This is a genomic window from Amycolatopsis sp. cmx-11-12 (assembly GCF_046269425.1).
Lineage (GTDB): Bacteria > Actinomycetota > Actinomycetes > Mycobacteriales > Pseudonocardiaceae > Amycolatopsis.
In genome coordinates, this window is sequence record NZ_JADNQM010000022.1 from 1 (window position 1) to 14,075 (window position 14,075).

7 protein-coding genes and 3 pseudogenes are annotated in these 14,075 nt (G+C 65.1%); 9 read left to right on the forward strand and 1 reads right to left on the reverse strand.

Annotation, left to right across the window (positions count from 1 at the left end):
• The 9 genes and pseudogenes from ACLARN_RS26895 to ACLARN_RS26935 form a co-directional block, all read left to right on the forward strand.
• Positions 1-335 (forward strand): annotated as a pseudogene (locus ACLARN_RS26895) (hypothetical protein); the annotation flags it as partial.
• Between the two features lie 138 nt (positions 336-473).
• A complete protein-coding gene (locus tag ACLARN_RS26900) occupies positions 474-1,940 on the forward strand; it encodes a helix-turn-helix transcriptional regulator (RefSeq protein ID WP_409494240.1) in 1,467 nt (488 codons plus the stop codon).
• A gap of 70 nt (positions 1,941-2,010) precedes the next feature.
• Positions 2,011-2,157: pseudogene (locus ACLARN_RS26905) on the forward strand (IS701 family transposase); the annotation flags it as partial.
• A gap of 94 nt (positions 2,158-2,251) precedes the next feature.
• Positions 2,252-3,079, forward strand: a complete 828-nt coding sequence (locus tag ACLARN_RS26910; RefSeq protein ID WP_409494241.1) for a DUF2637 domain-containing protein — start codon at positions 2,252-2,254, stop codon at positions 3,077-3,079.
• A gap of 200 nt (positions 3,080-3,279) precedes the next feature.
• Complete coding sequence (locus ACLARN_RS26915) at positions 3,280-5,538, forward strand: TerB N-terminal domain-containing protein (RefSeq protein ID WP_409494363.1); 2,259 nt, start codon at positions 3,280-3,282, stop codon at positions 5,536-5,538.
• On the forward strand, positions 5,535-6,875 hold the full coding sequence (locus tag ACLARN_RS26920; protein ID WP_409494242.1) for an ATP-binding protein: 1,341 nt from the start codon (positions 5,535-5,537) through the stop codon (positions 6,873-6,875). The genes ACLARN_RS26915 and ACLARN_RS26920 overlap by 4 nt, the downstream gene beginning before the upstream one ends.
• The gene (locus ACLARN_RS26925; RefSeq protein ID WP_409494243.1) at positions 6,850-9,069 is read left to right on the forward strand and encodes a DEAD/DEAH box helicase; all 2,220 of its coding nucleotides are present in this window, start codon (positions 6,850-6,852) and stop codon (positions 9,067-9,069) included. Before ACLARN_RS26920 ends, ACLARN_RS26925 begins: the two co-directional genes overlap by 26 nt.
• A 649-nt stretch (positions 9,070-9,718) precedes the next feature.
• Positions 9,719-9,886: a hypothetical protein gene (locus tag ACLARN_RS26930; protein ID WP_409494244.1), complete on the forward strand. Its 168-nt coding sequence runs from the start codon at positions 9,719-9,721 to the stop codon at positions 9,884-9,886.
• Positions 9,887-10,506: 620 nt separating this feature from the next.
• Positions 10,507-13,434: an AfsR/SARP family transcriptional regulator gene (locus tag ACLARN_RS26935; RefSeq protein WP_409494245.1), complete on the forward strand. Its 2,928-nt coding sequence runs from the start codon at positions 10,507-10,509 to the stop codon at positions 13,432-13,434.
• Between the two features lie 38 nt (positions 13,435-13,472).
• Here ACLARN_RS26935 and ACLARN_RS26940 read toward each other — a convergent pair.
• A pseudogene (locus ACLARN_RS26940) lies at positions 13,473-14,063 on the reverse strand (serine/threonine protein kinase); the annotation flags it as partial.
• Between the last annotated feature and the right edge of the window lie 12 nt (positions 14,064-14,075).

A 14,075-nucleotide genomic window follows, 5' to 3' on the forward strand; every position in this document is an offset into this window, starting at 1 on the left:
GGACAGTCGAGGAATCCTTCCAGACCGGCAAAGGCCTCACCGGGCTCGACCAGCACCAGGTCCGACGCTGGACCTCCTGGCACCGCTGGACGGCCATGGCGATGCTCGCCCACGCCTTCCTCGCCGTTGTCGCTTCCACCGAACGAAACCCCGAGTCCACGACCGCCGGGTGGATCTCGCTGACCTGCAACGAAATCCACCACCTGTTCACCACACTCATCAGCCGACCCGCTCTCGATGCCGCGCACCGGATCCGCTGCTCAAGCTGGCGCAGACGCCACCAATACCGCGCCCAGCAAAGCCACTACCAGCGACAAACAACCCACGAACCATGACCATCACGAACTACGACTGGAGTACTAGGCACAAAGGAACGAGGATCCGGTGGTCAACCTGTGCCGCGGTGTCGAGAAGGTGCACGACTTCCGAAGTCTGCGAACTCAATCGCGTGTTAGCACCGTACGTGCCGGCAGGTGATTCACCTTCCGTTGGCGGCGCCCGCCGACGCGGCAACCGATGAGTTTCGGCTTCACCCTGCAAGGCCGCTGTCCAACGCCCGTCCAGCTCGATGCTTCGCGACGCTCCGGCGATGCGGCAATGCCCGATCCCTGCTGACCATTGGTTCCTTTTCGCGTGCGTCCGGTCTGCTGCGGCATGATGTTTCCGGTTCTGCCGATTTGGCACCAGGCAATGCGGCCGGTCGTCTTCCGGCAATCAACCGGCAATTGGTAGCGTTGACCTGCGACGATGCGAACACCGCAACCGAGGGGAGGCTGACGATGGCAGAACGACGTCAAGGCCTGATCGCCGCGCGCAAAGCAGCAGGCCACACCCAAGAAACCCTCGCCGAAGCCATCGAGGTCTACCCAAAGTCAGTCCGCAACTGGGAACGCGGCGAGGCCACACCAACCCTGCACAACCAACTGCGCCTGGCGCCCGCCCTCAACCTCACCTTCCAAGAACTCCGCCGACTGGTCGACACCACCCCAGCGTCCACGTCTAGCCATGGTCGGCATGACGCAACCACGAAAAACGCTGCCGCAGAGAGTGTCCTCCACGCGCAAATACCACGCCTACGGCGTGTTCTTGATACCCGAGATATCCCGCCAGATGGCCGCACTCGAACACTCGATGATCTTCAGTCGATCGTACAGTCCATCGTGGAGCGGCGCTTACAATCCGACTACACAAATCTTTCCCTGCAGCTTCCGGAATTACTCCCTGAACTACATCGCGCGATCTTGTCAGCGCCGACAAACTCCAAACACCAGTATGCCCGCCTGCTCGCTTTTACGTATCGGGCAGCCGATGCGATCGCCGACAAATTCGGATACTACGATCTATCAGCTCGATATATTGACTCACTCAGAGAAGTCTCAATTCTGTCTGAAGACGATCTTCTCGTTGGAGCGAGTTCGTATGTACGCGGCGAGATCTTCTTCGCGTCCGAAGACCTCGAAGCCGGTAGACGCATGCTTGAGCGTGCCGCGAACGACGTCCATGTCGGACAGTCCGAAACGGCTGCCGCAACCTACGGGACTCTGCACATGCGTGCAGCCGTCATGGCCGCACGCGCGGGAAACGCACGCCAAGCACGTGACCACATCGAGGAAGCTCAGCAGGTGGCGCGCCTGACAAATGAAGGCATTCATCTTGGAACCGCGTTCGGTGTGGCCTCTGTTCGCATCCATGACCTGTCTCTCGACGTCGAGATCGGCGACGCTGGCAACGCCCTGCGCCTTGCCAGCGGCTGGTCTCCCCCGCTCACCATGCCAGCGGAGCGTCGCTCACACTTCTATATCGAACTGGGACGCGCCTTCTGCCTCGCCGACCAGCCCGAACGGGTACTTAGTACTCCAGCCGGACTTCGTGATGTCGCTGGTGGGCTGCCCGTAGACAGGTGCGGCCACCAGTTGATCATGGTCGGTTGTGTGGACTAACCCTGATCGGCTGGTGGCCGCGGGTCCCAGCGTAAACCCTGACCGGTGGGCGGTGATGTTCGAGGAGATGATCAGCCGGATCGCCGGCCGGTTCACCCGCGTCGAACCCCGCCGACGTGCACGAACACTGCTGCTCGGGTTGCTGTCGGACCTGCCGGACAAGAACTGCTGGACCATCTCCGAACACGCCGGCGACGACACCCCCGACGAGGTACGGACAGCAACCACGCGTCCTCACAGCCCTCTGAGCTGCAGCTTTCCGCCACACTGAAGATCAACCGGCTCCGTCGAGACCGCGGTGGGGCCGCGTCATGAACAGCTTTCGCCGGGACCTCTCCCTTTGGATTCAGTGCGGCTGTACCGCCTTGGTCGCCCTTGGGGCGGCCTACGCCTCCTACGTCCATGGACGTCAGTTCGCGCTCCGGTTCGGCGCCGACACGATGACCGCCTCTATTTGGCCGCTCATCGTCGACGGCCTCCTCACCACCGCGACCGTCGAACTCTGGAAACCAAGCCGCGATGGCTCCAGCCGGTGGCCAGCCTGGTCGGCGTTCATCTTCGGCATCTCGCTATCCCTCTGCGCGAACATCGCCTCGGCACCCGTGACCAGTGCGTTCGGAGTCGCAGTCGCCGCCTGCCCACCCCTTGCCCTGCTACTCGCCGTCGAGCTTCTCAACCGCGCCCTCAAACGCCACCGCGTCGAACCCACCGACCAAACGCCTGCTTCGGCGAACCTTGACGCCGCGTCGCAAGTGCCGAACGAAGCCGACAAAGCTGCCCCGGTTGATCTCCCTGCTGCGGCGCCGGACAGGTCGCACCAACAATCGAAGCCGACCGCCGAGGCGCTGATGTGGAGCCACTATCTTTCTGAACACGCTCAGGGGCGGACACCGTCCGGGGCCGAACTGGACCGCATCGCCGGAACCCACAACTACGGTCGCCGGATTCTCAGAAAATGGCGCAAAGAAGGAATCCTCCTTCAGACGCCGCTGTCCGAACGTGAACCCGACCGGCCGGACGAAACGCCGAGACTGCACACGACAACGCACAGAACAACCGACCTGGTGCTTACCCATCCGATGAAAACCGCTTGCTCGGAAAGTACCGCCGACCTGGCACAAGTCGGCACGTTCAGGTGACGATCCGGTCAAGCCTGTAACCCCAGTGCGATCGGTCTCGATCACTCAGCGAAGCACGACGAAACGTCGCCGGACGGCGATGCGACCTGGGAGGTTTCTTGGCAGGGCTGATCGCGGTTCTGGTGATCGCGTTCCTGGGCGTGCTGGCGCTCATCATCGTGCTGACCTGGAAGGCTCTCCAGCCCTCGGCCACCAGAACAGTGCGCACCCCGCCCGCGCCTCGTCGACCGGCTCCCCTTGCGCCGGTCCCGAATCATCGCCCGACCCCCAGCCACGTCGTACAGCCGTCACCTATCCGCTCGCAGCCTTATTCCGCGCCGCAACCGGCTGTCACACCGCCTCACGGGAACCGGTCGATCTCTGCCCCGCCACCCCCGCAACGACGACAGGCGGCAGGCGGTCACGGTTGGGTTCCGCGTGGTCAGGACATCACGGTCGCGGGCCTGACCGTGCAGGGCGGAATGCTTTACGTAGGCGTCGGAATGCCGGACGCGGCCGGTATCGGCGTCGAACCCGCCTTGATCGATCCGACTTTGCCGGTCGACACACGTGATCTGGACTGGCAGGGCCAGTCGATGGACTACTGGCCCTGTTACAGCGACATCTCGCCGAAGGCTCGCGGCGCCTATCTGTCGTGGCTGGCCGGTGGCCGCGCGAATCCGAACGCCTACATCGGCTATGTGTTCCTGTACTTCTATGGGCTGGAACGCCGGCTGCTCACGAAGATCCCCGAACTCGACAACAGCGGCACCGAACGCGCGATCCTGGTCGCCGAGGTCCGACGGCTGCTGCAAATCTACAGCGGTAACCGATCCTTCAAAGGATATGCCGAAGGTCTGCTCGAAGCAGCCACCCTTCTCGATCCGGCGGTGCGCTATGACCGCGCGGCGCCGCCGGTCACCGAATGGAGCCATGAACTGCCGATCGATCTGAAGATCGGGTTGGCGCAACTGGCGGTCGAAGGGCGTGCGGTTCCCGCGGATTGGGCACTTTCGTGGTACGCGCACCATCCCGACACTTACCTGCGCACACCCGCCGTTCGATGCCCGAACGAGTTCCTCGAGCTTTTCACGAAGCGGTATCGCGCGAAGTTCGGTGACGGCTTGGTCGTGAAACCGAACAAGCCGCGCCTCTCGGTGAGCTACTACGCCGCCAGCATCGGCTTCCACGGACATGTCGACCTGGAGAACACAGCGCTCCCGGACATCAGCCGACTGACCGGCCCGATCGCCAAACTCCGCGACATCGTCGAAGCCGTGACCAGCGATCTGGAGGCATACAGCCGCTATCTCGGCCGCCATCCGGATGGCGCGGGCTCACCGGCGGCAATCGCCCTGCTCCCTGACGGAGTCACGCACAGGCCCAGTCCTGAGACCGATGCGCTGTGGTCATGGGCGGCGCAGTGCATCGGCGGTGACAGCCGCGGAGTCATCTCGGCACAGGAGCTGATCTCCCGGTGGCCGACGAAGACCGGAAAACTGACCAAAGCCGATTCCGTCGCCATCGCCCAGCTGCTCGAACACCGTGGTCTCGGCATCGAACCCGACGTCCGGTTCGGCGGAAGCACACCGACTCCGACCTCGTCCATTGTTCTCTTCCGCCGCGCGGAGCGACCGGTCAGCGCGCCTGGCGTCGAGTACGCGGCCGCACTCGCGATCATCAACCTCGGCATGCTCGTCGCCACAGCGGATGGGACAGTCAGCGAGCCCGAGCGTCGCGCTCTGCGCGAGCTGGCGATCGACGAACTCGATCTCAGCGAAGACGAACAACTCCGGCTCGACGCACACGCGGCACTGGTCCTGACGAAGCCACCTACGCCTGCTGTCTTGCGCCGCCGGCTGGAATCCCTGTCGACCTCCCGGAGGGCCACGGTGGGGCGGTTGCTGACCACCATCGCGGCCGCCGACGGGCAGGTCACCCCGGACGAGATCCGCACGCTCGAGCGCCTCTTCACCACCCTTGGTCTCGATCCAGGCGACGTGTACGGGTCGCTTCATGCGGCTGCGACCGACGACTTGACCCGCGCTGAAATCCCTGGCAAGAAAAAGGCGGGCTTACGGATTCCGCCGTCTCCGGCGAGCCGTCAGGACTCGGCGACACTGACACTGGATCCGAAACGATTGGCACGTACCAGGGCCGAGTCGGTGCTGGTGGCAGCCGAGTTGGCCGAGATCTTCGCCGACGACGAGCCCGTCTCGCCTCCGTCCCCTCCCCGTAGCGACGAGGCCGTCGTCGACGGCCTCGATGACGCGCACACGCGGTTGTTCCACCTCCTCGTCGCGCGCGACACGTGGAGCCGCGCCGACCTCGACGAGCTCGCCGCCGAGGTCGGCCTCATGCCCGACGGTGCGCTGGAAGCCCTCAACGAAGCAGCGTATGACCGCACCGGCGAGCCCTTGTGTGAAGGCTCGGATCCCCTCGACATCAACCAGGACATTGTGAAGGACATGCTCGGATGACGACGCCCGCCCAGAAGGCCGTTCGCCTGCGCCCCCGTGATCGGGACGCGATCATCTCGTCGCTGCGGTCCGGGGTCGTGCCTCGCGCCGGGTTCCAGCACATCCAAGTGGGGCGCGCGGCCGAGGTCTCGGCGATGAGCCAGGAGATCACGAGGATCGCAGACGGGGGCTCCGCTGTCCGGTTCGTGATCGGCGAATACGGTGCCGGCAAGACGTTCTTTCTCAACCTGGTCCGCTCCATCGCGGCCGAACGAAAGCTCGTCACGACCTCCGCCGATCTCACTCCCGATAGGCGCCTGCACGCCAGCGGCGGTCAGGCCCGCTCGCTGTACGCCGAGTTGATGCGCAACATCGCCACCCGCTCGACTCCGGACGGCAACGCCCTTCCCAGCATCGTGGAAAGGTTCGTGACTTCGGCGATCCAGGAAGCCACTAGCGCCGGCATATCGCCTGCCACCTGCATCGCCGACCGTCTCGAAAAGCTGTCCGAAAGCGTCGGAGGCTACGACTTCGCACAAGTGATCGGCGCCTACTGGAAAGGCCACGACACTGGCAACGAACAGCTGAAGGCCGACGCTATCCGCTGGTTACGCGGCGAATTCACCACGCGGACGGACGCGCGCGCCGCGCTCGGAGTGCGCAGCATCATCGACGACTCCAACTTCTACGACCAGCTGAAGCTCGTCGCCAGGTTCGTCCGGCTGGCCGGTTTCTCCGGGCTGCTTGTCTGCCTCGACGAGATGGTCAACCTCTACAAGCTCGCGCATACAGGCGCCCGTAAGTCGAACTACGAGCAGGTCCTGCGCATCGTCAACGACTGCCTCCAAGGCAACGTCGAAGCTCTCGGCTTCTGCTTCGGCGGCACACCGGAGATGCTGATGGACACCCGGCGAGGGCTCTACAGCTACGAAGCTCTCCGCAGCCGCCTCGCGGAGAACAACTTCGCCGTCGGCGGCCTGGTCGACTACTCCGGTCCGGTCCTTCGGCTGGCGAACCTGACCCCGGAAGACATGCACGTCCTGCTGGAACGCCTGCGCCACGTCTACGCCGCCGGGGATCCGGCCGCGTACCTCGTCCCGGACGAGGCGCTGGGAGCGTTCATGCAACACTGCGCCGGAAGGATCGGCGACGCCTATTTCCGGACTCCCCGCAACACCATCAAGGAGTTCGTGAACCTCCTGGCCGTGCTCGACCAGAACCCCGGCGCCGACTGGCGGCAGCTCCTCGGGAACGTCTCGATCGACACCGAGGCCAACCCAGACCTGGAGCCGCTCCCCAACGAGCTCAGCGCGCAGAATGTGGACGGTACGGATGAACTCACCAGTCTCCGCATCTGAGGCGGCCAACTTCGGCCTGCTACATCGGAAGGTGCAACGCTGGGTCTGGCAGCAGGGGTGGGACGAGCTTCGCGATATCCAGGACGCCGCCATCCCCACGATCCTGGCCGGTGACACCGACGTCCTGATCGGAGCCGCGACCGCGGCGGGCAAGACCGAGGCCGCGTTTCTCCCCATCTGCTCGAAACTCGCCGAGCATGACGGCCCGGGCATTCAGGCGCTGTACGTCGGTCCGCTCAAAGCCCTGATCAACGACCAGTTCCGGCGCACGGAAGAGCTGTGCGAAGTGCTGGAGATCCCGACCCATCGCTGGCATGGAGACGTCGCCGGGACACGCAAGAAAGCATTGCTGGATGCTCCATCCGGGATCCTGCTCATCACCCCGGAATCCCTCGAAGCGATGTTCGTTCTTCGCGGCACACAAGTCCCACGGCTCTTCGCGACGTTGCAGTACGTCGTCGTAGACGAGCTGCACTCGTTCCTTGGTAGCGAGCGCGGAGCGCAGTTGCTCTCCCAACTCCACCGCCTCGAACTCGCCGTCAAGCGACGAATCCCGCGGATCGGACTCTCGGCGACCTTGGGAGACATGTCGCTGGCCGCCGACCAGCTTCGCCCCGATCACGGAGACCAGGTCAAGATCCTCGAATCGGCGCTGAGCGGCCAGGAACTTCGCCTTCAGCTGCGCAGCTATATCGACGAGCGACCGGGCACCGAGAAGACCGATGACGATGACACCGCGGTCCACGGGATCGCGGACCACTTGTTCGCCAACCTGCGCGGCAAGACCAATCTGGTGTTCGCCAACGCGCGCTCACGCGTCGAACTCTACGCGGCCGAGCTCGCCGACCGCAGTGTCCGCGCCCGTGTGTCCAACGAGTTCCACGCCCATCACGGAAACCTTTCCAAGGAGCTCCGCGAAGACGTCGAGTCGATGCTCAAGGACCCGACGAGGCCGACCACTGCCGTCTGTACGACGACGCTGGAGATGGGGATCGACATCGGTGCCATCGCCCAAGTCGCGCAGATCGGCCCGCCTCCGTCGGTTGCCTCCTTGCGGCAACGGCTCGGGCGCTCCGGCCGTCGTGACGAACCCGCGATCCTGCGGGCGTACTGCGCCACCGTCGCAATCGACGCCGGGACCCTTCTCCTCGACCGTCTCCAGTTGCCGTTAATGCAGACGATCGCCTCAATCGATCTGCTGCTCGACCGCTGGTGCGAGCCACCGGAGGCGTCCCGGCTTCATCTGTCGACCTTGATTCAGCAACTGCTGTCCTTGATCGCCCAGCACGGCGGTGCTCGACCGGCCGAGGCATACGCAGTGCTCTGTGGCCGCGGCAGCCCATTCTCGGCGGTCACCACGGCGCAGTTCGCTGAACTGCTCCGCGCCTTGGGCGCCAAGGACGTGCTCGCCCAGGCCGGCGATGGCACCCTGTTGCTCGGCGGGCTCGGCGAAGCGGCCGTCAATCATTACACGTTCTACGCCGCTTTCCAGACTCCCGAGGAGTACCGACTCGTCCACAGTGGCCGGCAGCTCGGCACCATGCCGATCGACTTCCCCCTCTACGAAGGCCTGCGGCTCGTCTTCGCTGGCCAACGCTGGCGGGTCAGTGCCGTCCATGAGGACGACAAGGTCGTCCAGTTGGTTCCGGCCGCCGGAGGCAAGCCGCCACACCTCGGCGACGCCGGTGGTTCGGTGCACCGTGCGGTACGCGGCAGGATGCGAGATCTCCTGGAAGGCGACCGAATTCCCACATACCTGGACCGCCAGTCCGGAGATCTACTGGAGCAAGCTCGCCGGTTCTACGCCACTCTCGGGCATGATCGAGCCTCCATCATCACTGATGGCCCGGACACGCTCCTACTCCCCTGGGCAGGCGACCGCGAGCTGCACACGCTCGCGGCGATCCTCAACGCGACCAGGATGGAAGCGGCTGTCGACAGTGCCGCACTGCGGCTCGTCGGCGTACCACGCGCGGCGGCCTTATCCGCGCTGGACAAGATAGCCGCGGGGCGGACGCCGGACCCGGAACAATTGGCTCGCAAGGTCAAGGGCAAGGCGACCGAAAAGTTCGATGGCTGGTTGAGTGAAGAGCTCCTCTGCGATCAATTCGCGTCCGCGTCGCTGGACTACGCGGGCGCCGTTGCAGCTGCCCGGCGCTTGACACAAGCCGCGACGTCGGCGGATGCGATCTGAGGGCGCCGGCGACTGTGCTGGCCTGAGCATCGAGGCGGGACCCGTAGTAGCTGCAGACGTTGCCCAGGGTGCATTTTGCGAAATATCGGCGATCGCCAGATTTGAGTTCTTCTACTACCCCGCGCGAGCGGGGTTGGCCCGTCGCCAGCGGGTACACCGGCTACGGCTTCGAGTCGTCCTCGCGCAGCGGGGTTGGTCCGAGCGTGACTGCGCCGAGTACCGGAATGTTCAGATCGTCCCCGCGCAGGCGGGGTTGCCCCCTTCGGCGCCCAGGTCTTGAACCCGCTGGTTCAGTCGTCCCCGTGCGAGCGGGGTTGGTCACGACCACGTGTTCGCGGTCGTGTTCACCCGGCCGTTGTCCCCGCGCGAGTGGGGGCTGGTCCCAAGTGCTCCCCGCGGACCGCTGGCCGTATTGCGTTCTCCCCGCGCGAGCGAGGCTGGTCCGTCAGTCCGGACGGACGTTCCCCGCCATGGTGTTGAAGCGACGTTAGCAGGCGCCGCGACCGCGCAGATGCATGCCACCCTGACGGCGATATCACCCGTTGCCCGGGCAGACCTTCCCGCCCTTCGAGCCACTTCCATCACTCCCGGCTCTCCTGGGAGTGCAGTTGGCTATTACCGACTGCGGCGACGCAGATACCCCGGGGTGTTGACCCGCCGTCGCTGGAACTTGGCAATCGTCTCGAACACCACTCTCACTAAACTCGAAGACCACCATCCTGATGGTGCCGACACCGAACGTGTCGTCGTGCAAGCGCTCGTGCGCACCGCGCAGCAGCGCAGGGTCCTTTTGCTGGCAAAAAGCAAACTCATCTGACGGCAGCCCGCCGCTTCCTGCTTAGTGATCTACACCACGAGTATCACGAAATGCGGCTGAAGTAGTAGGCCCTGCAGCGCGTACGCACATCTCGGACTGTGGTCGCCGACGGAGAGCCGGCAGGCGGACATCCGCGGTGGTGGCCACCGGACAGCGGCCACCACCGCGGATGTCACGGCCTGACCGTCATACGGCCCGGCCGCCCACCGAAATGGACGACGGTCGCGGCCGGGGCGGGGTGGTCGTCGAACGTCCGGGACGCCGTCCCTGACGTGGCGGCCAAGACGGTTTCCGCCCATCCCCGCACGGGCGGCACACCGGTTTGAAACGGCGAATTCGCTGCATGATGCACTCCTTGATCTTCTCTTTCCTGTTTCCCGAGAAGGCGACAAGACGAATCCTTCTCGAGGCCCGGTCATCTTCACAGGCTCTCCGAAAGCGGTTTTCGGCACGGTCGTGGGCCGAGCGTGGGTCGAGCGTGGGTCGGCACAGTGGCCAAGGAACGCGGAACGGTGAGAGGATCCAGCGACCGGCCAAGCGCGACTCGCCGCCGAAATAACCCCGTCGATTGTCAAGAGGAATTGATGGAAATCAACCTTTTGGGCCCTCTCGTTGTCCGTGTGGACGGCAAGGAAGTCGATATCACCTCGGCGCGAGCGAAGGCCCTGCTCGCCGTGCTCGTCGTCACCCCGAACCAGAAAATGCATCATGGCGCGATCGTCACCAGGCTGTGGCCTCATGAACGGGCTCCCTACGACCGTGTCCGGGACGTGACGAGAGACTTCGGCAAGCCCTTGAGAGGGCTGTTGCAAGCTTCGAATCCCAACCGGCACTGCTCGATCACGCTCACCGATTGGACGGTCGACTACCTTCGCTTCACGACCGGGGTCACCGAAGCAAAGCGTTTCGAAGGCCTCGCGCGCATGAAGGTGTTGCAGAAATCTCTTGACGAGTGGCGGGGCGCACCGCTCGCGGATTCCGACCTCGAGAAGTTCGGCCTGAGCGAAGAACGACAGACCATGGACGACCGGCGGCTGAGTGCGACCTTGGATCTTCTCGACACGATGCGCGCCTGCGGGGAAATCCGAAGTTTCCGAATTTCCGTTTACGATGCTCTCTCACGGTGGCCTCACGATGTACGGCTGTTGACCCTCGTCTCCGATGTCTTCGCGGAGGACTCTTCCGGGGCGTACGCAGGTGCTTTTCTCGCCGATCACATCCGCGAGCACGGCGACCCGGAAGGCAAGCTCGCCGGAATCCGGGCTCGGTTCACCCCGGGCATGATCGGCGGTCCGCCGCAGGTCAAGGCGCGCGGGCAGCTTCCCCGGCATCGTCAGCGGCTTTTCGGACGCGGGCGCGAGCGTCAGTTCTTGTCGGAAACGCTCGTGGACGCCGAAGCCGAAGGCAGCCGGATCGTGATGGTGTCGGGTATGGCCGGCGTGGGCAAGAGCAGCCTCGTGTGCAGGTGGGCGGCGGAGAACGAAGACAAGTTCCCGGGAGGCGTACTGTACGTCGACCTCAACGGTTTCGGCGCCGTTCAGCCGGAGGCGCCTGCGCAGGTCTTGGCAAGGATGCTGAAGGACCTCGACGTCGAGCCAGCGGTGACCACGATCGACGGCTTGATCACGGCTTTCCGCTCCGAGACCGCGGGCCGGTCGATCCTGGTCGTACTGGACAACGCCCGGGACTCCGCGCAAGCCAGACCCTTGCTTCCGGGCACCGGATGTCCCGTGGTCATCACGAGCCGGTCCCGGTTGGAGAGCCTGATCACCAGGGAGGGCGCACATCCGCTCACCATTCATCCGCTGGACCGGCCCGAAGCGGTCGCGATGCTGGCGGATTCCCTCGGTGAAACCAGGATGCGTCAAGCGGGCCATCTCGTCGACGAGATCGCCGGGCTCGTCGGCGGGCTTCCGCTGGCGCTGGCGGTGGTCGCCGCGAGGGTGGCGGCGCGCCCGGCCGAGGCCGTCCGCTCGATCCGGAACGACCTGACGGAAACCAAGACCCGGCTCGACGCACTGTCCTATCCGGGCGACACGGGCCTCGACGTGCGAGTCGCGTTGTCGTACTCCCACAAGGGTCTGAGCGACCGGGTGGTAACCATGTGGGTCCTGCTCGCCCTACATCCGGGGCCGACGATCAGTCTGGCGGCGGCCGTGGACATGGCAGGCCGTTCCTGCTCGCGCGAAGTCGAAGCACTCGTTGCGGCGCACCTGGTGGAAGAGCCGGTCCACGAGCGGTACGCGATGCACGACCTCATCCGCGACTACGGCGCCGAACTGGCATCTCAGCTGCCTCAGGGGCGTGCGGAGGAAGCCGTCACGGCCTCGTTCGAGTTCCTCCTCCAGCACGTCTGGGCCCGTGACCGGGCACTCGTTCCGGGACGCGAACTGCCGATTCGAGTACCGGTCTCCGGTGCCGTGGAAGTCCCGCAAACGGCGGAGGAGGCGATGTCCTGGCTCGACGATGAGTATCCGACGATCACCGCCGCGCTTCGCAAGGCCGCCACGATGGGAGCGCCCCGGTACACCTGGCTCCTGGCGATGGCGCTGCTGACCTATCAGTGGCGCCGGAGCAGATTCGCCGACGCCGAGCGTTATCTGCACGCGGCGGCTGACGCGGCCGCGCAGGTCGCGAGCCTGCCTGATCAGGCGATGGTCTACCGCATGCTCGCGGGCTCGCGCTGGAACATGAAGAAGTACGGATTGGCCGAGAGCGCGCAACGGCGCGCGGCCGGTCTGAGCGAGCGAGCCGGTGACCTCCGGGGTGTCGCTTACGGCCACGTCGGCATGGCCGCCTTGTACCTGGACCAGGGCGGAAGCCGGCGGGCCGGCGACGAGTACGGCCGAGCTCGCGTGCTGTTCCAGCAGCAGGGCGACGACCTCGGTGAGGCGGACGCGCTCAGCGGCCTGGCACAAGTCGCCCTCGCCGAGGGTGATCACGATCGGGCGATCAAGACCTGTAGCGCCGCCTGCGACCGCTACGAATCGTCCGGCGATGTGAACGGTCAGGCGGCCGTGCTGGCGATCCTCGGCGAGGTCCACGAGAGCCGGGGCGATCGGTCCCTGGCGGCCGCGACCTATGACCTCGCGATTTCGCATTACCGGGCCATGACCCGCCACAGCCACGAAGCCCGGACGCTCGAACGCCTCGCAGGCGTCCTTCAGCTCGACGGCCGCGCTGAAGAAAGCGACCAGGCGCTGACCCGTGCCAGGTCCTTGTATCGCCATATCGACGACAAGACGGGACTCGCGAGGGTCGAAGAGTCGCTGGCCAATCCTTGGGGCGTGTTTCGATGTCTGGCCAACCAAAAGGCCAGTACCGGGTCAGGCTCACGTCCCGGCGTGGGCGGCGTCTCCGCCCCTGGCAACAGCCGCTCCAGTTCCTTGACGATCTCGTCCGTGCCTTGCGGCCGATCGCCGGGTTCCCACGCGATCATGCTCAGTCCCACCGAGCGGAGTACCGGGTGGAGGGCTTCGAGCGCCGGGCCGAGCCCGTCCGGAAACGACGGCCCCGCCACCGGCTTCTCCCCTGTCCTGCATTCATAAGGAAGATTCATGACCGCCAGCCTGAACAGCAGACACCCCAACGAAAACACATCCGAGGCGACGGACGCCACTCCCTCCAGCGCGACCTCGGGAGCGGCGTATCCGGTCGTCCCCGCCGGGCCTGTCTCCTCCCCCAGACGCACCGCGCTGCCGAGATCGATGAGCCAGATCCCGCCGTCGGGGTCGATCAGGGTGTTCTCCGCCTTGATGTCCCGGTGGATCAGACCCCGCGCATGCAGTCCCCCGACGGTTTCGCAGAGCTGGGCGACGATCGCGGCCGTCCTCACCGACGAGACCGCCCCTTCGCGCTCGATGACGGTCACGAGATCACGACCGCCGGTGTCCGGCATGACGAAGTACCGGCGCTTGAGGTACTCACCGCCTTGCAGCGCCCGGACCAGGCCGGGTACGTCGGCCAGACCCTCCGCGATGGCGATCTCGTCGAGGAACTCATCGCCGTACACCTGGTAGGCACCGGTGCTTTCCCAAAATCGGGGCTGCTGGATCTTGAGCGCGAAAAGCTCTCCGGTTCCGAAGTCCCGGACCCGGTAGACCTCGCCCGAGTTTCCCCCGCCGAGCGATTCCAGAACCACATACCGGTCATCGACCACCGCACCCGGATGAAACATCCCGGGATGTTC

Excerpts from the sequence above, each read along its gene's own strand:
- ACLARN_RS26910 (WP_409494241.1), top strand. The coding sequence starts at position 2,252 with ATGAACAGCTTTCGCCGGGACCTCTCCCTTTGGATTCAGTGCGGCTGT.
- ACLARN_RS26920 (WP_409494242.1), top strand. The coding sequence starts at position 5,535 with ATGACGACGCCCGCCCAGAAGGCCGTTCGCCTGCGCCCCCGTGATCGG.
- ACLARN_RS26925 (WP_409494243.1), top strand. The coding sequence starts at position 6,850 with ATGAACTCACCAGTCTCCGCATCTGAGGCGGCCAACTTCGGCCTGCTA.